The organism is Acinetobacter sp. AKBS16 (assembly GCF_002899995.1).
In the GTDB taxonomy this organism is placed as follows: Bacteria; Pseudomonadota; Gammaproteobacteria; order Pseudomonadales; family Moraxellaceae; genus Acinetobacter; species Acinetobacter baumannii.
This window is the reverse complement of sequence record NZ_POYH01000080.1, coordinates 35255-54724: the sequence shown is the minus strand read 5'-3', so window position 1 is coordinate 54724 and position 19470 is coordinate 35255. Positions and strand designations below refer to the sequence as shown.

19 protein-coding genes are annotated in these 19470 nt (G+C 37.7%); 11 read left to right on the top strand and 8 right to left on the bottom strand.

Features of this window, described 5'->3' with window-relative positions:
* Positions 1-85 precede the first annotated feature (85 nt).
* Positions 86-1576 (top strand): sodium/proline symporter PutP, encoded by a 1491-nt coding sequence (putP, locus tag C1642_RS14145; RefSeq protein ID WP_000119795.1) that lies wholly within the window; start codon positions 86-88, stop codon positions 1574-1576.
* Positions 1577-1608: 32 nt separating this feature from the next.
* Here putP and C1642_RS14140 read toward each other — a convergent pair whose 3' ends face one another.
* The gene (locus tag C1642_RS14140; RefSeq protein WP_001014235.1) at positions 1609-2097 is read right to left on the bottom strand and encodes an Lrp/AsnC ligand binding domain-containing protein; all 489 of its coding nucleotides are present in this window, start codon (positions 2095-2097) and stop codon (positions 1609-1611) included.
* 124 nt (positions 2098-2221) lie between these two features.
* On the opposite strand from C1642_RS14140, the gene putA reads away from it, so the two are divergent.
* From putA to C1642_RS14120, 4 genes are all read left to right on the top strand, one after another.
* Positions 2222-5974, top strand: a complete 3753-nt coding sequence (gene putA, locus C1642_RS14135; protein ID WP_213064280.1) for a trifunctional transcriptional regulator/proline dehydrogenase/L-glutamate gamma-semialdehyde dehydrogenase — start codon at positions 2222-2224, stop codon at positions 5972-5974.
* Positions 5975-6079: 105 nt separating this feature from the next.
* Positions 6080-6553: a GrpB family protein gene (locus tag C1642_RS14130; RefSeq protein ID WP_057094428.1), complete on the top strand. Its 474-nt coding sequence runs from the start codon at positions 6080-6082 to the stop codon at positions 6551-6553.
* A gap of 103 nt (positions 6554-6656) precedes the next feature.
* Positions 6657-7742: a tRNA (uridine(54)-C5)-methyltransferase TrmA gene (gene trmA, locus C1642_RS14125; protein WP_000204682.1), complete on the top strand. Its 1086-nt coding sequence runs from the start codon at positions 6657-6659 to the stop codon at positions 7740-7742.
* A 248-nt stretch (positions 7743-7990) separates the two neighbouring features.
* Positions 7991-8221: a hypothetical protein gene (locus tag C1642_RS14120; protein WP_000011679.1), complete on the top strand. Its 231-nt coding sequence runs from the start codon at positions 7991-7993 to the stop codon at positions 8219-8221.
* Between the two features lie 35 nt (positions 8222-8256).
* Here the strand turns inward: C1642_RS14120 and C1642_RS14115 are convergent, their stop codons facing one another.
* Positions 8257-9003: a phosphodiester glycosidase family protein gene (locus tag C1642_RS14115; protein WP_000699303.1), complete on the bottom strand. Its 747-nt coding sequence runs from the start codon at positions 9001-9003 to the stop codon at positions 8257-8259.
* Positions 9004-9187: 184 nt separating this feature from the next.
* On the opposite strand from C1642_RS14115, the gene C1642_RS14110 reads away from it, so the two are divergent.
* Positions 9188-9778, top strand: coding sequence for a lecithin retinol acyltransferase family protein (locus C1642_RS14110; protein ID WP_001187976.1), 591 nt, complete (start codon positions 9188-9190; stop codon positions 9776-9778).
* Between the two features lie 45 nt (positions 9779-9823).
* On the opposite strand, the gene C1642_RS14105 is transcribed toward C1642_RS14110, so the two are convergent.
* The gene (locus C1642_RS14105; RefSeq protein ID WP_103236473.1) at positions 9824-10414 is read right to left on the bottom strand and encodes a YceI family protein; all 591 of its coding nucleotides are present in this window, start codon (positions 10412-10414) and stop codon (positions 9824-9826) included.
* Positions 10415-10628: 214 nt separating this feature from the next.
* Between C1642_RS14105 and C1642_RS14100 the strand changes: the two genes are divergently transcribed.
* Positions 10629-11036, top strand: coding sequence for an OsmC family protein (locus C1642_RS14100; protein WP_000248281.1), 408 nt, complete (start codon positions 10629-10631; stop codon positions 11034-11036).
* 54 nt (positions 11037-11090) lie between these two features.
* On the opposite strand, the gene tkt is transcribed toward C1642_RS14100, so the two are convergent.
* On the bottom strand, positions 11091-13079 hold the full coding sequence (gene tkt / locus C1642_RS14095) for a transketolase (protein ID WP_000211070.1): 1989 nt from the start codon (positions 13077-13079) through the stop codon (positions 11091-11093).
* Positions 13080-13603: 524 nt separating this feature from the next.
* Here tkt and metK point away from each other — a divergent pair.
* Complete coding sequence (gene metK / locus C1642_RS14090; protein WP_001209544.1) at positions 13604-14770, top strand: methionine adenosyltransferase; 1167 nt, start codon at positions 13604-13606, stop codon at positions 14768-14770.
* Between the two features lie 123 nt (positions 14771-14893).
* Here metK and C1642_RS19045 read toward each other — a convergent pair whose 3' ends face one another.
* On the bottom strand, positions 14894-15142 hold the full coding sequence (locus C1642_RS19045) for a hypothetical protein (RefSeq protein ID WP_000966850.1): 249 nt from the start codon (positions 15140-15142) through the stop codon (positions 14894-14896).
* A 258-nt stretch (positions 15143-15400) separates the two neighbouring features.
* Here C1642_RS19045 and C1642_RS14080 point away from each other — a divergent pair, with 258 nt between their 5' ends.
* Positions 15401-15586 carry a hypothetical protein gene (locus C1642_RS14080; protein WP_000192620.1) on the top strand — a complete coding sequence of 62 codons (186 nt, stop codon included), beginning with the start codon at positions 15401-15403 and terminating at the stop codon, positions 15584-15586.
* A gap of 63 nt (positions 15587-15649) precedes the next feature.
* On the opposite strand, the gene C1642_RS14075 is transcribed toward C1642_RS14080, so the two are convergent.
* Positions 15650-16210: an FxsA family protein gene (locus tag C1642_RS14075; RefSeq protein WP_001050727.1), complete on the bottom strand. Its 561-nt coding sequence runs from the start codon at positions 16208-16210 to the stop codon at positions 15650-15652.
* A 400-nt stretch (positions 16211-16610) separates the two neighbouring features.
* On the opposite strand from C1642_RS14075, the gene C1642_RS14070 reads away from it, so the two are divergent.
* Positions 16611-17435 (top strand): OXA-51 family carbapenem-hydrolyzing class D beta-lactamase OXA-91, encoded by an 825-nt coding sequence (locus C1642_RS14070; protein ID WP_001021776.1) that lies wholly within the window; start codon positions 16611-16613, stop codon positions 17433-17435.
* Between the two features lie 71 nt (positions 17436-17506).
* On the opposite strand, the gene C1642_RS14065 is transcribed toward C1642_RS14070, so the two are convergent.
* Entirely contained in the window at positions 17507-18052 is a 546-nt protein-coding gene (locus tag C1642_RS14065) for a GNAT family N-acetyltransferase (RefSeq protein WP_032018140.1), read from the bottom strand.
* Entirely contained in the window at positions 18049-18642 is a 594-nt protein-coding gene (locus C1642_RS14060; protein WP_000340963.1) for a helix-turn-helix domain-containing protein, read from the bottom strand. The genes C1642_RS14065 and C1642_RS14060 overlap by 4 nt, the downstream gene beginning before the upstream one ends.
* A gap of 229 nt (positions 18643-18871) precedes the next feature.
* Here C1642_RS14060 and ruvC point away from each other — a divergent pair, with 229 nt between their 5' ends.
* On the top strand, positions 18872-19417 hold the full coding sequence (ruvC, locus tag C1642_RS14055) for a crossover junction endodeoxyribonuclease RuvC (RefSeq protein ID WP_001128330.1): 546 nt from the start codon (positions 18872-18874) through the stop codon (positions 19415-19417).
* Positions 19418-19470 lie beyond the last annotated feature (53 nt).

Below are 19470 nucleotides of genomic sequence, written 5' to 3'. Positions count from 1 at the left end.
CAACCTCTTGAAATGCCGTACAAGAAAACAGCGACCTGGATTAGGTTACAATCACGGATTATGGATATAAGGACACACATCCATTATGAGTTATTTTGATCCCACCCTCATCATGTTTATGGTGTACATCGTAGCAATGGTACTTATCGGCTTATTTGCCTACCGTGCTACAAGCGACTTCTCTGATTATATTCTTGGTGGTCGTAGTTTAGGCAGTTTCGTTACTGCATTATCCGCAGGCGCATCGGACATGAGTGGTTGGTTACTCATGGGCTTACCAGGAGCGATTTATCTTTCTGGTTTATCTGAAGCGTGGATTGCAATTGGTCTAATTATCGGTGCTTGGCTTAACTGGTTACTGGTTGCTGGTCGATTACGCGTTCATACTGAAATCCAAAATAATGCACTCACTCTGCCAGACTATTTTACAAGTCGATTTGATGACCAGAAAAAGATACTTCGTATTTTCTCTGCCGTTATTATCTTGGTTTTCTTCGCTATTTACTGTGCTTCAGGCATGGTAGCTGGTGCCCGTTTATTTGAAAATTTATTCGGTATGTCATATACCACCGCAATCTGGTTAAGTGCTATTGCAACAATCAGTTATGTTTGTATTGGTGGTTTCTTAGCAATTAGCTGGACTGATACTTTCCAAGCTGGCTTAATGATTTTTGCCCTCTTGCTCACCCCAATCGTGACTTACCTTGCAATCGGTGACACAACTCAGTTTGTGACGCTTATTGAAACTGCTCGTCCACATGCATTTAACATCATTTCTGATTTAAGTGTGGTGGCCGTTTTATCTTCCATGGCTTGGGGCTTAGGCTATTTTGGCCAACCGCATATCCTTGTACGTTTCATGGCTGCTGACTCTGTAAAATCAATTCCTGCTGCTCGCCGTATTGGTATGACTTGGATGATTTTATGTTTAGTGGGTGCCGTCGGTGCCGGTTTCTTTGGTATTGCTTACTTCCAGCAACACCCTGAACTTGCAGGTGTGGTAAGCAAAAACCCTGAAACTGTATTTATGGAATTGACTAAAATTTTATTCAATCCATGGATTGTCGGTATCATTCTAGCTGCTATTTTAGCTGCGGTTATGAGTACATTAAGCTGTCAGCTTTTGGTATGTTCAAGTGCACTAACTGAAGATTTGTACAAAGGCTTCATTCGTAAAAATGCATCTCAAAAAGAGCTTGTATGGGTTGGGCGTATCATGGTTCTTGCAATTGCCGTTCTAGCAATTGTGCTTGCGGGTAACCCTGACAGTAAAGTTCTTGGCCTTGTTGCTTATGCTTGGGCTGGTTTTGGTGCTGCATTTGGACCACTCATCATCTTGTCATTGTTTTGGAAACGTATGACTTTAGAAGGTGCTTTAGCAGGTATGATCGTAGGTGCTGTTGTTGTGATCGGTTGGAAAAACCTTTTCGCAAGCACTGGTGTTTACGAAATTATTCCAGGCTTTATCTGTGCATTTATCAGCATCATCGTAGTAAGCTTGATCAGCAAAGCGCCAAACTCTGATGTGACTGGTCGCTTTGAGCAAGCAGATAAACTCTATAAAGAAAGTACATAACTCATTGAAATAAATAAAGGGGCTTCGGCCCCTTATTTATTTTTAGTTTTGATTTTAATTTTTGAACTATCTTTCACAACTTGCATCACGGGATAACTACGAGTCTCTTTTACACCGGGTAATTGCCATAGCACTTGCCCTGCGATACGTCGAAACTCCTCCATACTTCCACTGCGTAATTTAATTAAAAAATCAAATCCCCCACTGACCATATGGCATTCAACGATTTCTGGATAATGCACGACTGCGTCAATAAACTCATCTAAAACATTGGGTGTGGTTTTATCGAGTAAAACTTCAACAAAAACCAAAAAATTTGCATTTAACTTAACCGGATTTAATTTAGCTTCATAACCTAAGATGAATTCATCTTTGGTGAGCTTCTGCACTCGTGCCATAACTGCTGTTGGAGACAAATTGACGAGTTCAGCTAATCTGCTGTTGGAAATACGCCCATCTGTTTGAAGAATATCCAAAATTTTTAAATCGGTGCGATCAAGGCTTAATAATGGGCCATTCATCTGAATTTTCCTCTAAAAAATGGGCAAAATATAGTGAGTTATTCGGTGTTTCTTCTGTAATGATAAATTATCTAAACCTCTCTACTCAAGATGAGTTTACGAGAGCTGGTTGGCGGAAATAGATATGAACACAATGGATACTTTTCATCAAATGGATAAATCTCACCAAGGCTATATCACCGAATTCAACGATAAAAGTGAGTTTGAACAACGCATTAATACAGCTTGGCGACGTGCCGAACCTGAAGCTGTAGAAGAGCTATTACAAGCTGCTGCGGTATCTGATGATTTAGATCATAAAATTTATGACCTTGCATTTAACCTTGCCCATAATTTACGTGAACGTAAGACCTCTTCAGGTAAAGCAGGTATTGTTCAAGGGTTATTACAAGAATTCTCTCTTTCTTCACAAGAAGGCGTGGCTTTGATGTGTCTTGCTGAAGCTTTGCTTCGTATTCCAGACACAGCAACACGTGATTTGCTCATTCGCGATAAAATCAATCAAGGTAACTGGAAAGAACATGTTGGCCAAAGCAGCTTAATGTTTGTGAATGCTGCTGCATGGGGTCTCATGTTAACTGGTAAGCTTATGGAAACACCGAAGCAAACCAGTCTTTCAAGTGTACTTACTGGCCTTTTAGCACGTAGTGGCCGTGGCATTATTCGTAAAGCAGTTGACGTTGCAATGCGTATGATGGGTGAACAGTTTGTGACTGGTGAAACCATCGAAGAAGCTGTCGACCACGCAAAAGTACTTGAGGATAAAGGTTTCCGCTATTCTTATGACATGTTAGGTGAAGCTGCCTTAACCGACCATGATGCTGAACGTTACTTTAATGATTACACACAAGCCATTCATGCAATTGGTAAAGCGTCTAATGGTAAAGGCGTATATGATGGCCCTGGTATCTCAATTAAGCTTTCAGCTTTACATCCACGTTACCAACGTGCGCAAATTGAACGTGTTCACAAAGAACTCTACGGCAAAGTATTTGAACTCGCTCGTTTAGCTAAACAGTACAATATTGGTTTAAATATCGATGCAGAAGAATCAGAGCGTTTAGAAATTTCTCTTGAGTTACTTGAGCGTCTTTGTTTTGAGCCAGAACTTGCGAACTGGAAAGGCATTGGTTTCGTAATTCAAGCTTACCAAAAACGCTGCTTCTTTGTGGTTGATTATATTATTGACCTTGCTAAGCGTAGCCAAAAGCGTCTGATGATCCGTCTTGTAAAAGGCGCATATTGGGATAGCGAAATTAAGAAAGCACAAATCGAAGGTATGGATGACTACCCTGTCTTTACACGTAAAGTTCATACTGACTTGTCTTATATTGCTTGTGCTAAAAAATTACTTGCAGCACCAGAGTTTATTTATCCACAATTTGCGACGCATAATGCTCAAACTTTAGCAACGATCTATCATTTAGCAGATCCAAGCAAATATTACGCTGGTCAATATGAGTTCCAATGCTTACATGGTATGGGCGAGCCGCTTTATGAACAAGTTGTTGGTCCACGTGAGCAAAATAAATTAGGCGTGCCATGCCGTATTTATGCTCCGGTTGGTAACCACGAAACATTGTTAGCTTATTTAGTCCGTCGTTTACTTGAAAATGGCGCGAATACTTCATTTGTTAACCGTATTGCCGATAAAACACTTAAAGTTGAAGATCTTATCCAGTCTCCAATTTATGATATTCGTAATGCAGCTAAGCTTGAAGGTTCAGTTGGTTTAAAACATCCATCAATTCCACTACCTTTAGATATGTACGGAACGCTTCGTAAAAACTCTAAAGGTTATGACTTAGCAAATGACACCCCACTTGCAGCTTTAGATAGCACAGCTCAAGAATTACGTAATCGTATTTGGCAAAGCCATCCGTTGTTGGCTAATACTGATTCTTTAGAACAAGGTCATTCTGTTGCAATTACAAACCCAGCACAAAATGATGAAATTGTTGGTTATGTACAAGAAGCTGATCTTAAGCATGTCGAAATCGCTCTTACTGCAGCTGAACAAACCCAATCAGAATGGTCAAATACGCCTAAGGATCAACGCGCTCAATACTTAAAACACGCAGCTGACCTCATGGAAAGCCGTATTCAAGAGTTGATGGTATTACTTTGCCGTGAAAGTGGTAAAACTTATGCCAATGCGATTGCAGAAGTTCGTGAGGCTGTAGATTTCCTACGTTACTATGCAACCCAAGTTGAAAATCTTCCTGCAAATACAGTTATTCAGCCTTTAGGTACTGTACTTTGTATTAGCCCATGGAACTTCCCTCTTGCAATTTTCTCAGGTCAAATTGCTGCGGCATTAGTCAGTGGTAACTGTGTTATTGCTAAACCAGCTGAACAAACTCCATTGATCGCAGCCCAAGCAGTTCAGATTTTATGGGAAGCTGGTATTCCACATGGTGCTGTACAGCTACTTCCTGGCCGCGGTGAAACAGTAGGTGCTCAGCTCAGCCAAGATAGCCGTATCAATGGCATCATGTTTACTGGCTCGACTGAAGTTGCAAAAATTTTACAGAAGACCGTTGCAAAACGTTTATCTGAAAATGGTCAATCTATTCCGCTCATTGCAGAGACTGGCGGTCAAAATGCAATGATTGTTGACTCATCTGCTTTAACTGAACAAGTTGTATTAGATGTTGTAAGTTCTGCTTTTGATAGCGCAGGTCAACGCTGCTCTGCTTTACGTATTTTATGTGTACAAGAAGACAGTGCTGCAACCGTTATTAAAATGCTTAAAGGTGCAATGCAACAGTTGATCGTAGGTAACCCTGCAATTTTAAAAACTGACATTGGTCCTGTTATTGATGACGAAGCAAAACAGACGATTGACCAGCACATCCAGAAAATGAAATCGAAGGGTTATCCGGTACATCAACTGATGTTTGGTGCAACAAGCCAAACAGAATTAGATAAAGGAACTTTTGTTGTGCCAACAGCAATTGAACTTCCTAATCTTGATGACTTACAACGTGAAGTTTTTGGTCCGGTTTTACACATCATTACCTATAAGTATGGTGAACTTGAGCAACTCATCTCAAGAATTAATGCGAAAGGTTACGGTTTAACCATGGGTCTGCATACCCGTATTGATGAAACCATCCAAACCGTAATTCAACATGCTGAAGTGGGTAACCTTTATATCAACCGTAATATTGTTGGTGCTGTTGTTGGCGTACAACCATTCGGTGGTGAAGGTTTATCTGGTACAGGCCCTAAAGCGGGTGGCCCTCTTTATATGTATCGCTTAATGCAGCATTGTTCTAACAAAGTATTAGCAACTCCATTTGCGGTAAAAAATGAGCAAACCATTTTTGAAGGCTTTAACCGTGAGGTTTATCAAAGCTTACAAAACTGGGCGAAACAACATTTACCACAAGCAAACCGTGAAATTGAACCTTTTGGTGTTGGTAAGTTTTATGAGTTACAAGGCCCTACTGGGGAAAGTAACCAATATATTATTTTGCCGCGTCATCGTGTTCTTTCAATTGCTGATACAGAACAAGATCAATTGCATCAGTTACTTGCAATCTTTGCAGTTGGCAGCCAAGCTGCTGTAATGCCAAATAGTCCATTATTGGCAAAACATAAACAAACGTTGCCAAAAGATGTACTTGATGCGATTACAACCATTAAAAACATCACTACAGATGATTTTGATGCAGTTTTACATCATGGCAACCGCGAAGAGATCTTCTCATTACAGCAAGAAATTGCTAGCCGTTCTGGCGCAATTGTTGGTATTACTCATGTTGAACCAAATGAGTCGATTCCACTTGAACGTTTGGTAATTGAACGTGCAATTAGCGTAAATACAGCTGCGGCTGGCGGTAATGCAAGCTTAATGACAATGTCTGAATAATTAAGTAATTTTCTAAAAAGCCCAAATTACGATATTTGGGCTTTTTTGTTTAATAAAATAATCTATTCTTAAATATATAAATTTTATCAATTTGAGTTTTTAATCATGATTTTTTTTGAACCAGAACAATACCAACAAAGATGCACTCAGCTTTTTAGCTTATACCGAAAACAAATTTCCGCTCTGCTACCATCTGCCCAAATTGAGCATATAGGTTCATCTGCAATACCTAATGCATTCTCAAAAGGTGATTTAGACATTTATATTGAGGTTCTACCCGATCAATTTGAGTTTGCAATAGAACAGTTAAAAACGCTTAATTTTATAGAAAAGCAAAATACATTAAGAACAAATGAGCTTTGCATGCTCGAGTCACTCAACAACGATGATGTTGCCTTTCAAGTTGTAGTAACCGGTTCAATATTCACATTTTTCTTAACCTTTAGAGATAAGCTTATAGCTTCTCCAACATTAGTTAATGAATATAATCAATTAAAGTTACAGTCCACCTACTTAGATCATGACCAATATAGAGCAGTAAAATCTAATTTTATTGAACGCGTTTTAAGTCACTCCTAGTGTAAGTATTTTTTCTTTATGAATAACTAACTAAAATTGGCTCCTTTAAGCTCAATTTTTTGGTACCATTCACCATTTGATTCTGTCTAAATTTTCTTTGTCTATGACTTCTTCTTATCGTCAACAACTTCAAGCTAAAATTGATCGCATTACTACTCAATTTTCTGAATTTACACCGCCTACATTAGAAGTGTTTGAATCGCCTGAACAACATTTCCGTATGCGTGCTGAATTTCGTATCTGGCATACAGAAAATGATATGTTTTATGCCATGTTTGAACGTAATGACGATGGCAAGCAAAAAACCGTTGTACGCATAGATGAGTTTCCTATTGCAGATAAAAGCATTAATGACTTAATGCCACTTCTTTTAGCAGAACTTAAGGCCAACTCTTTACTTTCTCAGCGTTTATTTGAAGTTGACTTTCTCGCAACTTTAAGCGGAGAAATGTTAGTTACCTTGATTTATCACCGTAAGCTTAATCAGGAATGGGAACAAGCAGCTAAAGCACTTGCTGAAAAATTAAATATTAAAATTATGGGCCGTAGCCGCGGCCAGAAAATTGTTATTGGCGATGACTTTGTTGTAGAAGAATTTGAACTTTTAAACCGTTCATTTAAATACAAACAAATCGAAAGTAGCTTTACGCAGCCTAATGCACAAGTTTGCAAAAAAATGCTGCAATGGGCATGTGATGCAGCTGAAGGATCAAAAAAACACCTATTAGAACTTTATTGTGGTAATGGTAATTTCACGCTTCCACTCTCTCTAAAATTTGAAAGAGTACTTGCGACTGAACTTGCAAAATCATCAGTTTATGCGGCGCAGTGGAATATCGAACAGAACCAGATTGATAATATTCAAGTAGCTCGCCTATCGGCTGAAGAGTTCACTCAAGCCTATCAAGGTGAACGTGAATTCCGCCGTCTACAAGAAGCAGATATTGATATTCAAAGCTACGACTTCGGTACGGTATTCGTTGATCCTCCACGCGCAGGAATTGACGATGAAACTTTAAAACTATTGCAGGGCTTTGAACGTATTATCTACATTTCATGCAACCCCGACACTTTATATGAAAATTTAAAAACGCTCACTCAAACTCATCGCGTTACTAAGTTTGCTTTATTTGATCAGTTCCCTTATACGCATCATGTAGAGTCTGGTGTCTTACTTGAGAAGATTTAAACAAAATTTTTCAATGTAACCCTATTTTATAAGGAGATTAAATATCTCCTTATTTTTCAAAGTCTTTTAATTAAGTATTTAAATTTAAAAAAAATATCAAGTCATCTATTCGTCATAATTTCGTTTAACTCGACCATTACTATCGAAAATTCTCTAGTTCAACTGGTGGATTTATCACATATAGAGTCTTGTATTTTAATTTATATTGGCTATATTTCGAGCTATGTTAGGTTGTATATGAAGGCTCTATGAGTTTTTGGCAAAAGCTGTTCTTGGCAGATCAACAGCATAACGAGCATAAAAACCAAACTGCTTGTGTTGAAAATGACTGCTCATGTAAAACTAATGAACAACTTCTAAGTGCGCTTGCGCAAGCGACTGATGAAGATGTCATTAAGGGAATCAAGAAAGTTCTTATTTCCCGTGGTTATAGCCGAAAAGAGTTAAATGAACTCACTCAAAAACCATCTATTCATTAATTAAAAAGCCAGTCTTGTACTGGCTTTTTTATATTTTACTTGGGTCTACAATCTGCCTGATCCACCCATCCAATAATAGGCCCCATATTAAATCTTTTATCATTTCGATTATTCTTGTGCAAATATAAACTAGAGATAGAACCGTCAAGGTATAGAGCTTGCTCGACTTCAAGATTTTTTTGGAAGAACTGAGCAAAACTATAGAAATTCACTCTATTTTTAGATATCACAAAATACAATTTATTATTTTTTATACCTACCCCATTACGTATTTTCTTTGAATCACTATTTGCTAGGAATAAGGGATTTATTTTGCCATTAATCACTAACATAGGACCGGACTGCGTAGCATAATCGGGTTGAAAAACTTTTGCTTTATATTGTTCAGTTGTCAATATAACGGCTTGTTTGTCATTCCATGCTAAAACTCCATTAGGCTGCAAAAAGAAGTTTCCCCAGCCTTTATCTTCATTTAAAGGTTGGTTCTCTCGTCCGTTTTCAATATATAGTCCTACTGGAGAAAAACCGGAATGGAACATGCCTCCATTCATCGCAAAAGTAAGCTGTTCACATGCTTTAAGTTGATATTGAATATTGTCGAAACTTTTATAATATTGATCAGTTTGCGGATTTTTCAAAAATAAGCGTAATTGTTCTAAATGAGAAATTTCAATTACTTCAAACTGATCATCAGTAGTATTTCTAATCTGTCGATACTCTAGTGCTAAAGCGGATTGTGTAAAGATTATGAAGTTCACGATACACAGTACTAGTATTTTCATTAATGCAAACCTTAGATGTCATTTTCTTTTCATAAAGACACTTTATTAAATAAAAATGTTTGAAGTGATATATACCCGAAAGTCGCTTATTCCACCTAATCAATACACTAGAACACAACTATATTCGTTATAATAGTCACAGCTTTGTATAAAAGTGATTAAACTTTATTGGATCAGCGTGAATATGCAACAAACAAATAAACGCTACCCTTTAGGGGCTCATCTTATTGTAAAACATCTCGGCTATAGCCATCATGGTATCTATGCTGGGAGAGGTCGAGTTATTCATTATTCAGGCCTCGCACATTTCATCAAAAAACGGCCCATTGAAATCACTTCTCTAGATGCCTTTTCTCATGGCAAAAAAATTCATGTACGTTCTTATGATGCACCACGCTACAGAGGAAAAGTTGTTGTACGACGTATGCGTTCACGTATGCATGAAAACCATTATCATTTGATTATTAATAATTGTGAGCATTTATGCAGTTGGGCGATTACTGGTATCGAAAGTAGTACTCAAGTTGAGCGAATGATGCATCGTTTAACCACCATTGGTTACGTGAGCTCAATCATGAGCTATATGAATGGCATGATGCTAACCGTAGCAACCACCTGCTTTGCTCTTGTTCTTTATATAAAAAAGAAATTACGTGATCAGGCAAAAATGAATATTCCGACTTATCAATTTCTAAGAGAAAAAGCTGAAAAAAGAAATATAGACCCAACCTCACCTTTAGTCTTTATAGAACCAGATAAAAAAGAAACTATCTAATTAAAAAAGTCCTCAAGTTGAGGACTTTTTTAGAAAACTTACAACTTATTTTTTAGCTGCACTAGCCGCAGTTGCTTCAGTTGTAATGTTTACAGTGATCTTATCACCTACATTCGGCACATAGTTACCTAAACCAAAGTCAGAGCGGTTGAACGAAGTTGTCGCGTTAAAACCAATCGCTGGAACTTTTGCCATTGGGTGCTCGCCTTGCTTATTTAAGACAGCATCAAGTACAACTGGCTTAGTGATACCTTTAACAGTTAAATCACCAGTAATTTTGAAATGCTTTTTGTCTTTCGTTTCTACTTTCGTACTTTTGAAAGTAATGTTTGGGTATTTAGCTGCATTAAACCAAGCTTCTTCTTGGAACTCTTTATCTAAAGCAGGTACATTGGTATTCACACTGCTTAAAGGAATGGTCACATTTACAGATGAGTTTGCTGGTTTAACATTATCAACTTTAATTACACCTTGGATGTCCGAGAAGTTAGCACTTGGGGTTGAAAAACCGAAGTGATTCCATGAGAAAACAGTAGCTGTATGTGTTGGATCAATTTTATAGTCCACTGGTGCAGCTAATGTAACTGTACTTGCCAATGCTACTGCTAAACCGAAGCTTAATGTTTTAAGATGCATTTTTCGTATCCTTTATTGATATAGTCGTTAGTGTATACATCAAGTAATTTAATTCACTATTCTTTATAAAACGATATGTTTCATCCATGCAACAATAAAAGCGTTACAGTTGTTATTCAAAAACCATATTATAAAGAATAGGTATTCTTCTATTCGAAGCTTTCAGATTTATTAATTTTTACTACGATTTTATTGATAAATAACAAGGTAACACATGGTTAACACTGCCCAAGCACAAAGTACTTCAACTCCTTATCAAGTAACACTTACCGATCCTTCGGGTCATCAATGGTTTGCAGATGAACCCACCGATAAAGGTGGACAAGATACAGCTCCAAATCCGGTTCAGCTTTTATTATCGGCTTTAGGAGCTTGCACTACAATTACACTAGAGATGTATGCAAATCACAAAGGCATCAAAATTGAGCATGTACAAGTTGATTTAGCATTAAATCCAAATGGTGATCCAGAAGCAGGTCAAAATAATATTGAGCGTAAAATTACTCTAAAAGGTGAATTTACTGAGGATCAGCATAAAAGATTATTAAAAGTTGCTGAAAACTGCCCTATTCATAAGCTTTTAACTTCTAATATTACGATCCAAACTGAACTTAACATTTAAATAGTCTATAAAAAAAGCGCCCCAATCGGGACGCTTTTTATTCTGCTAAAAAGATTAAACAGTTAACTCTTTTACCGCAGCAACTACAGCCTCAGTTGTAATACCGAAGAATTGGAACAAGTCTTTTGCTGGTGCTGACTCACCATAAGTTGTCATACCAATTACTTTGCCATCAAGACCAACAAACTTCCACCAGTAGTCAACGTGAGCAGCTTCTACAGCAACACGTGCACGAATGTGAGCTGGTAATACTGCTTCACGATATGCAGCATCTTGTTTCATGAACTCTTCTGCACATGGCATAGAAACAACACGAACACCTTCAAGTTGAGTATAAGCTTCCATTGCTAAAGAAACTTCTGAACCAGTAGCAATAATAATTGCTTTCAACTCACCTTTCTCTTGAGCAAGAACATAACCACCTTTTGCCGCATTTTGGATTTGCTCTTCAGTACGCGTTTGGAATGGTAAGTTTTGACGAGAGAAAATAAGTGCTGTAGGTCCATCTTTACGCTCTAAAGCAGATTTCCACGCAATCGCTGTTTCTACAGTATCAGCAGGACGCCAAGTATTTAAGTTTGGTGTACCACGTAAAGAAGCAATTTGTTCAATTGGTTGGTGTGTTGGACCATCTTCACCTAAACCGATTGAGTCATGTGTATACACATGAATCACGCGCTGTTTCATTAATGCAGACATACGTACCGCATTACGTGCATACTCCATAAACATTAAGAACGTTGCAACGTAAGGAATGAAGCCGCCATGCAATGCAACACCGTTAGCGATTGCAGTCATACCGAACTCACGTACACCATAATACACGTAGTTACCAGCCGGGTTTTCTTGAACGCCTTGGCAACCTTTCCAAAGTGTTAAGTTAGAACCTGCCAAGTCCGCAGAACCACCTAATAATTCAGGTAATAAAGGACCAAATGCTTGTAATGTGTTTTGGCTCGCTTTACGAGTTGCTACAGTTTCAGCTTTAGCATTTGTTTCACGAATAAATGCATCTGCTTGAGCTGAAAATTCTGCTGGTAAGTCACCGCTAATACGACGAAGTAACTCAGCTGCTTCCGTTGGATATTTTGCTTGGTATTGAGCAAACACTTCATTCCAAGCTGCTTCAGCTTCATTACCTTTTGCTTTAGCATCCCATGCAGCATATACATCAGCAGGAATAACAAATGCTTCTTCAGTCCAACCTAAAGCTTCACGAGTTAAGGTAATTTCATCTTTACCCAGTGGTGCACCGTGACAGTCTTCTTTACCTTGCTTGTTTGGAGAACCTAAGCCAATAATTGTTTTACAAATAATAATCGTTGGTTTTTGAGTTTCTGCTTTAGCTTCAACTGTTGCTTGACGAATCGCATCAGCATCGTGACCATCTACACGAAGAACTTGCCAACCATAAGACTTGAAACGCTCTTCAGTGTCATCACTGAACCAGCCTTCTACTTCACCATCAATCGAAATGCCGTTGTCATCATAATAAGCAATCAATTTACCAAGCTGTAAAGTACCTGCTAAAGAACATACTTCATGAGAAATACCTTCCATTAAACAGCCATCACCTAAGAAACAATAGGTAAAGTGATCAACTACTTTTAAGTCATCTTTATTGAACTGAGCAGCTAAAGTTTTTTCTGCTAATGCAAAACCAACAGCGTTTGCAATACCTTGACCCAAAGGACCTGTCGTTGTTTCAATTCCTGGAGCATAACCATATTCAGGGTGACCAGGAGTTTTTGAGTGCAATTGACGGAATTGTTTTAAATCTTCAATTGAAAGATCATAACCTGTTAAATGAAGCAAAGCATATTGCAACATTGAACCATGGCCATTTGATAAAACAAAACGGTCACGGTTTGCCCATTGTGGATTATTTGGGTTGTGATTTAAAAACTCGCGCCAGACGACATCAGCAATATCTGCCATCCCCATTGGAGCACCCGGATGCCCTGAGTTTGCCTGTTGCACAGCATCCATTGCCAATACACGAATTGCGTTTGCAATACGACGTTCGTTTAAAGGGGTCGTCATAGATCAGAATCCAATTTTAATAGATTGATGAAAAGAAGAAGATGAATAACCATTCAATGCCGCTATATTGTCTTAAAAAAACGCCTAGGGGTAAACCCCAACACTGTATATTTCTTTATTTTTAACTATTTCTTGGTTACTCAAAAAACATTTAGATTCTTAAGCTGTGTAAAACAATAGTATTTATGCTTATTTCTATGCTCAACGATTGTAAGCTTCTTCCTCTTAATCAGCATATAGAGTTGTATTTATTTTCTTTATTTGTAGCTTTTCACTTCATAGTCTAAATCTTTTTGATTAATATTTAACAAAATCAAATGTTTAAAATTTAAACATTTTATTAAAACTCTATTATAAAAATGATTAATTTTCATCTATCTATATCAATTTCCCTGATACACATATCAATTAAAACATAGTAGAAATGAAAGAAATTCATGCTTTTTAGTCAGTATGAACTGGTCCTCAAGCTCAAGTCGATGTAACATATTATGTCTTTTTGAAATAACCAAGATAGGACTTTCATGCGCGAGTACGCTGTTTTTACCTCGGAATCTGTAAGCGAAGGTCATCCCGATAAAATGGCCGACCAAATTAGCGACGCTATTTTGGATGCAATCTTAAAAGAAGACCCATACGCACGTGTTGCTTGTGAAACACTGGTAAAAACAGGCGCTGTTGTACTTGCAGGTGAAATCACAACAACTGCGAATATTGATGTAGAAGCTGTTGTTCGCCAAACTGTTAACGGTATCGGCTATCACCATTCAGATTTAGGCTTTGATGGTTCAACTTGTGCTGTAATCAACATGATTGGTAAACAATCACCAGAGATTGCACAAGGTGTAGACCGCCAAAAACCTGAAGACCAAGGTGCTGGAGACCAAGGTTTAATGTTTGGTTATGCAAGTCGTGAAACTGACGTGCTTATGCCAGCCCCTATTTCTTATGCTCACCGTTTAATGGAACGCCAAGCTGAACTTCGTCGTTCAGGTGCATTACCATGGTTACGTCCAGATGCAAAAAGTCAGGTAACTTTTGCTTATGAAAATGGTAAACCTGTACGTTTAGACGCAGTAGTACTTTCTACACAGCATGATCCTGAAATTACTCAAACTCAGCTTAAAGAAGCTGTAATTGAAGAAATTATTAAACCGATCATTCCTGCTGAAATGTTCCATGCAGCAACTAAATTCCACATTAACCCGACTGGTATGTTTGTTATCGGTGGACCTGTGGGTGACTGTGGTTTAACTGGCCGTAAAATCATCGTTGATACTTATGGCGGTATGGCTCGTCACGGCGGTGGTGCATTCTCTGGTAAAGATCCATCTAAAGTAGACCGTTCAGCTGCGTATGCTGGTCGTTATGTAGCTAAAAATATTGTTGCTGCTGGTCTTGCGGACAAATGTGAAATTCAGGTGAGTTATGCAATTGGTGTTGCAGAGCCAACTTCTATTTCAATCAATACTTTTGGTACTGCAAAAGTTTCTGATGAGTTAATTATCCAGTTAGTACGTGAACATTTCGATTTACGTCCGTTTGGTATTACTCGCATGCTTAACTTAATTCAACCTATGTATAAACAAACAGCTGCGTACGGCCACTTTGGTCGTGAAGGTTCAGATACTGCATTTACATGGGAAAAAACCGATAAAGTTGAAGCACTTAAAGATGCCGCAGGCCTTTAAGCTGATTATATTAAAAGCCCGCTCTTCAGCGGGCTTTTTTATTATTTTTGTATTTGATTAAAATTAAACAACAGCCCCTTCAACATACATTATTTAAAGGCATGTAGTGAGTATTAAGCAATATTATTGTTTTGTGCTCTTATCACCTTCATTTAATACATCTAACAGAGTCGATTGCACAGGTGTATCTTGATGATTCTGGATATAAAGATGAACAACTTTGAATACGACAACAACTGCTAGACAAGCCATCACGCAAAACATCCATAGGCCATATGGACTACGAATATGGTGTGAACCGCAATATGGACATGATTTATCAGTTGATGCCACAACTTTGTCGCAACAAGCACAATGATATTGATATAGCATAGGTAACCCTCCTTCCCTCACTTCAACCGTTGTTGTTTTAATAGGTTTGCTACATTTTTAAATTTATACATCCTTTATATTTATCCTATGTGAAATGAAAAGATAATTCAATCTGAATGAACAATCCGTTCAAATTTCAAATATTTAATTTATACAAAGAGATAGACTAAATATTATTTTTTTAGCACTATTTTTCTTATTTTGATATTTTGTTGAATTTGTTAAAATAGAAATATATTTTATTTTCTAAGCGAATTTATGACACAGCTCATTAATAAAGGTGGCTTTCGTGAAAGAGCCAATAGAAGCCGAAAATATCAACAATCTGAAAACAAGCAAGTAGCTCTGCCTTCAAACAAGTATCAACCTCAAACTAAGCTCCAAGATAATCAAAACGAGATGATTCAAGCAAAAGCAGGTACTTCTGAAACTTCAGATGATTAACTGTTATAAATTAAAAAGGGCCTAAATCTTTTAGATTTAGGCCCTTTTTGTATAATAGATTAATTAATCTTTATTTTTATGCTCAATTTTCTTGTGGTCTGGAGTAACTTCTCTCGCTTCGCCATCAATAATACTAGAATCATGATATTGGCTACCACCGCCTTGTTGATTATGCATATCCTGCATTTGACGCATTAAATCTGCAAATGGGTTTTGACCAGCACCTGCACCACCCATGCCGCCCATCATTTTGTTCATCATGGCTTGCTGACGTTTTGCCAGTGTTCTCATTGCAATATTACGAAACGCAGTTTGTACGCCTGGAATAAGAATTAAGAGCGCTAATACATCAGATACCAAACCTGGCAACATTAATAAAAAACCAGCAAAAGCATAAGCTAATTTTTTAGTCACAGTCGGATCATTACCCAATTGTCCAGTCATCTGCATTTGTTGTAATTGCGGCATAATACCAGCCGTACTATTACGAATAAGCGTAAGACCAATAAAGAAAGCAATAATGAACCAGAAAAACACATACCATCCACTGATGAACTGTGCTACGCCAATCCATACGGCAATTTCAACAATCGCGCCCAGAACCACAATAAGAAGTAAATTCATGTAAAACTTTATCTATCTCAAAAAGAAAATTCATTGCAGTTGTTAATACTTAACTAAACTCATCCATTTTTCATTTGAAATCATGGATTAAATTTAGTTGTAAAGCTTAGACAATGTTTTTGTTGTAACCTAAAATCATAGCTAAACTAAGGGGTTCTGCAATACTATAAATAAGACTGATTCTAACTTAGTAAAACAGTCATACTCTATTATTAATGAGTGCTATATCAACTTTATCAAGTGTTTTTTCTACAAGATTGCAATTTTTTCATGAATTGGCCGATGCTTTTATCTATTAGCAGCTTTTCTATAAAATTTAACTTACATTTTTGATATCTAATAATTGATCTACTCAAGTTACATTAATTAGCTAAACTTCAAATTCAATCTTATAAGTCTTATGAACATTAAAGCACTCTTACTTATAACAAGCGCTATTTTTATTTCAGCCTGCTCACCTTATATAGTGTCTGCTAATCCAAATCACAGTGCTTCAAAATCTGATGAAAAAGCAGAGAAAATTAAAAATTTATTTAACGAAGCACACACTACGGGTGTTTTAGTTATCCAACAAGGCCAAACTCAACAAAGCTATGGTAATGATCTTGCTCGTGCTTCGACCGAGTATGTACCTGCTTCGACCTTCAAAATGCTTAATGCTTTGATCGGCCTTGAGCACCATAAGGCAACCACTACAGAAGTATTTAAGTGGGACGGGCAAAAAAGGCTATTCCCAGAATGGGAAAAGAACATGACCCTAGGCGATGCTATGAAAGCTTCCGCTATTCCGGTTTATCAAGATTTAGCTCGTCGTATTGGACTTGAACTCATGTCTAATGAAGTGAAACGTGTTGGTTATGGCAATGCAGATATCGGTACCCAAGTCGATAATTTTTGGCTGGTGGGTCCTTTAAAAATTACTCCTCAGCAAGAGGCACAATTTGCTTACAAGCTAGCTAATAAAACGCTTCCATTTAGCCAAAAAGTCCAAGATGAAGTGCAATCCATGCTATTCATAGAAGAAAAGAATGGAAATAAAATATACGCAAAAAGTGGTTGGGGATGGGATGTAGACCCACAAGTAGGCTGGTTAACTGGATGGGTTGTTCAGCCTCAAGGAAATATTGTAGCGTTCTCCCTTAACTTAGAAATGAAAAAAGGAATACCTAGCTCTGTTCGAAAAGAGATTACTTATAAAAGTTTAGAACAATTAGGTATTTTATAGAGTTAGTTTATAGCCCAGTTCACTTTTTACCATTTTGATCTGGGCCATTGCCTATTTTCAAAACTGATAATCTATCCATCCACTGGTTCAAATGGAGTATCCAAAACTAGTTGGTAAAAAGCAGCGTCAAGCCATTGCCCAAATTTAAAGCCCACTTGTTTAAAAGTACCAGCGTGGGTAAAGCCCATTTTCTCATGAAGGCCTATACTGGCTTGATTTGTCGCATCAATACAACCAATGAGCACATGAAGTTGAGCCTGTTGAGCACGTTGAATTAACGCTTGCATTAAAACTTTACTTAGACCACAGCCACGATGTTCATGATGAATATAGATACTATGCTCAACCGTATATTTATAAGCTGGAAACGCTCTAAATGTTCCCCAACTAGCAAATCCTAATAACTTACCTGACTCATCTACCACCCCAATGACAGGGAAACCATTTTCTCTTTTTACCGAAAACCATGTTTTCATTGAATCAAGTGAACGGGGAACATAGTCATACAATGCGGTAGAGTTAACAATCGCATCATTTAGAATTTCTAATATTGCTACCGCATGCTCTGCTTCATTACAATCAATTAAACGGAAATTAGAATCGAGGGAATAGTTCATAAAGATTCCTTAAGAGCGGGCACCAGTTGATTAGAAACGACTAAAATATAACGAGCAACTTGAGCTGAATGATTACTGTATATGACAGGTTGATCTAATTGCATTGCCAAGCAATCCCCTTGACCTAATGCATAAGAAGTTTCACCTAATTGAATTTCAATTTTCCCTTCAACGACCCAAAGCTGCTGCTGTACCACTCTAGAGCTTTCATTAGTTTCATAAGTAATTCGAGAATGAGGCGGAAATTCAATTTCAACAATCTGGAAGGGTAATTTTAAGTTCGGAGGTGAAACTGTACGGCGTATATAGCCAGTTTCCGGATCTCGCCACTCAGCTTGTTCATTCCGACGAATAAGCGGTTGAGATGATGAATTCCCTGCTTCATTCGTAAAAATTTGAGTTAAAGGTACTTCAAGACCATTTGCTAGTTTTTCAAGAACAACTGCCGTAGGACTCGTTTCTCCTCTTTCAATTAAAGAAATAGCTGAACGGCTAACTTGGCAACGGGCAGCTAACACATCTAAAGTATATCCACGTGCTAAACGCAGCTCTCGTATTCGATGTGCAATCCTTATATTGATATCATCCATTAAAGAAGCTCAATTCCATCATTATAGATAAGTATTCCATTAAAATAGAATTACATCAAATGATTTCAAACTCTTCCTTGTGAATATATGGAAAATTGGGTGGACAATATAAATCTTTAGGCTTAAAAACCGAAAAATAACCATTCATAGCAGCATTCTTTAAATTACTCATGCAGAACCGATTTGGCTATGTAACAATACCCTCTAAACTATTTAAGTAAGTCTTCACATGCCATTGATTATTGGAATTGATCCAGGTTCACGCTTAACAGGTTACGGAATCATTGAAAAAGATGGTAGTAAACTACGTTTTGTTGATGCCGGTACAATCCGAACGGAAACTCAAGAGATGCCAGAGCGCTTGAAGCGTATTTTTGCTGGTGTTGAGCGAATTGTGAAATTTCATGGTCCTACTGAAGCTGCGGTTGAGCAAGTCTTTATGGCACAGAACCCCGACTCTGCCTTAAAACTTGGTCAAGCCCGTGGAGCTGCTATAGCCGCTTTAGTGAATTTAGATTTACAAGTTGCAGAATACACTGCACGCCAGATTAAACAATCTGTAGTGGGATATGGTGCTGCCGATAAAGAACAAGTCCAAATGATGGTAATGCGTTTACTTAACCTGACCATTAAACCTCAAGCCGATGCAGCCGATGCTCTTGCTGCTGCAATTTGTCATGCCCACGCTTCAGGAAGTATGAGCAAACTAACTGTCTTGAATGCCTTAGGTGGTATGGCTCGTGGACGAAGTCGCTCTAGTAGCCGTAGACGCTAAAGTTTTATTGATTTACTACTTGAGTAATTGCTTGGTTCATCTCATAAGCTTGT

What these genes read in the sequence shown, in the direction of transcription:
- putP (WP_000119795.1), top strand. Translation starts at nt 86, where the DNA reads ATGAGTTATTTTGATCCCACCCTCATCATGTTTATGGTGTACATCGTA.
- C1642_RS14140 (WP_001014235.1), bottom strand. Translation starts at nt 2,097, where the DNA reads ATGAATGGCCCATTATTAAGCCTTGATCGCACCGATTTAAAAATTTTG.
- putA (WP_213064280.1), top strand. Translation starts at nt 2,222, where the DNA reads ATGAACACAATGGATACTTTTCATCAAATGGATAAATCTCACCAAGGC.
- C1642_RS14130 (WP_057094428.1), top strand. Translation starts at nt 6,080, where the DNA reads ATGATTTTTTTTGAACCAGAACAATACCAACAAAGATGCACTCAGCTT.
- trmA (WP_000204682.1), top strand. Translation starts at nt 6,657, where the DNA reads ATGACTTCTTCTTATCGTCAACAACTTCAAGCTAAAATTGATCGCATT.
- C1642_RS14120 (WP_000011679.1), top strand. Translation starts at nt 7,991, where the DNA reads ATGAGTTTTTGGCAAAAGCTGTTCTTGGCAGATCAACAGCATAACGAG.
- C1642_RS14115 (WP_000699303.1), bottom strand. Translation starts at nt 9,003, where the DNA reads ATGAAAATACTAGTACTGTGTATCGTGAACTTCATAATCTTTACACAA.
- C1642_RS14110 (WP_001187976.1), top strand. Translation starts at nt 9,188, where the DNA reads ATGCAACAAACAAATAAACGCTACCCTTTAGGGGCTCATCTTATTGTA.
- C1642_RS14105 (WP_103236473.1), bottom strand. Translation starts at nt 10,414, where the DNA reads ATGCATCTTAAAACATTAAGCTTCGGTTTAGCAGTAGCATTGGCAAGT.
- C1642_RS14100 (WP_000248281.1), top strand. Translation starts at nt 10,629, where the DNA reads ATGGTTAACACTGCCCAAGCACAAAGTACTTCAACTCCTTATCAAGTA.
- tkt (WP_000211070.1), bottom strand. Translation starts at nt 13,079, where the DNA reads ATGACGACCCCTTTAAACGAACGTCGTATTGCAAACGCAATTCGTGTA.
- metK (WP_001209544.1), top strand. Translation starts at nt 13,604, where the DNA reads ATGCGCGAGTACGCTGTTTTTACCTCGGAATCTGTAAGCGAAGGTCAT.
- C1642_RS19045 (WP_000966850.1), bottom strand. Translation starts at nt 15,142, where the DNA reads ATGCTATATCAATATCATTGTGCTTGTTGCGACAAAGTTGTGGCATCA.
- C1642_RS14080 (WP_000192620.1), top strand. Translation starts at nt 15,401, where the DNA reads ATGACACAGCTCATTAATAAAGGTGGCTTTCGTGAAAGAGCCAATAGA.
- C1642_RS14075 (WP_001050727.1), bottom strand. Translation starts at nt 16,210, where the DNA reads ATGAATTTACTTCTTATTGTGGTTCTGGGCGCGATTGTTGAAATTGCC.
- C1642_RS14070 (WP_001021776.1), top strand. Translation starts at nt 16,611, where the DNA reads ATGAACATTAAAGCACTCTTACTTATAACAAGCGCTATTTTTATTTCA.
- C1642_RS14065 (WP_032018140.1), bottom strand. Translation starts at nt 18,052, where the DNA reads ATGAACTATTCCCTCGATTCTAATTTCCGTTTAATTGATTGTAATGAA.
- C1642_RS14060 (WP_000340963.1), bottom strand. Translation starts at nt 18,642, where the DNA reads ATGGATGATATCAATATAAGGATTGCACATCGAATACGAGAGCTGCGT.
- ruvC (WP_001128330.1), top strand. Translation starts at nt 18,872, where the DNA reads ATGCCATTGATTATTGGAATTGATCCAGGTTCACGCTTAACAGGTTAC.